Here is an 832-nt window from a genome sequence, read left to right as displayed (position 1 = left end):
ATCCCGGTATCTTCTCCGACATCTTGTCCAGGATCGTCGCTGCGGCCGGAGCGCCGTTGCCCCATTGGCACACCTGCGCGTAGATCACCACATTGTTCTTTGCCCGCGCCTCGCTGGCGCAGACCCAGCCGGTGATCTGCCCGTCCTCCAGTTCCGTTCCCGTCCACCGCACTCCCGTATCGGTCGCGTCGGTCTTCTGGAATCTCCATCGATATTTGCCGCTCAGGTGGATGACGGCATTGCTGCACGCATCGAGACGCTTGGCAAAAGCGTTGCCAAGCAACACCGTCGCTGCTTTGGAATCGACAACCGTCGCAACGGCTTGACGGACCGCATGCTCGTACGTGTCCTTTTCCTCCCTGTATTGATTGCTCCGCCATCCGGTATAGGCCACGCCAACCGTGTTGGTGTCCAGCCCGAACAGCGCCGCACAGTCGGGGTTGCCCTCGTCGATGACAGGGGGTGATGGAGGCCTGGTCCAACCGGGCGGGGGCGTGCCCGTCCAGTTGAGTTTCGAGCCGACGATGTCGCCGACCACTTCCGGCGGCACGAGCAGCTCGTCGATGCGATTGAGCGCCAGCGTCGGCCCGACTGTGGGTGTCGGCGAGGGTGCCACCGAAGTGGCGCTGTGGCCGCCGCCCTGCCCGCCGCCGCACCCAACCGCCAACGCGACCACTACAGCCCCGAGCGCCGAAACAATGAAACGAATCCTCATTTCGTCTCCTTGCCAAAAGGGCGAGATCCGTATCTGTTGGTCGAAGAATAGGAGCAGTGCGAGAAACGCGGATCGATTTCCCCAACTTGCTTGCTGCTTGGCGTCGGTCTCAAGTCG

1 protein-coding gene is annotated in these 832 nt (G+C 62.5%); it reads right to left on the bottom strand.

Features of this window, described 5'->3' with window-relative positions; genetic code table 11:
• Positions 1 to 715: sensor domain-containing protein (locus tag A5713_RS00130; protein ID WP_156751679.1), on the bottom strand; the 715-nt coding region annotated here is incomplete at its 3' end.
• Positions 716 to 832: the final 117 nt, after the last annotated feature.

The sequence above is a fragment of the Mycobacterium sp. E2497 genome (assembly GCF_001668695.1).
In the GTDB taxonomy this organism is placed as follows: Bacteria; Actinomycetota; Actinomycetes; order Mycobacteriales; family Mycobacteriaceae; genus Mycobacterium.
Note: the sequence above shows the minus strand (reverse complement) of the source record. Positions and strands in the feature narration are given on the sequence as shown.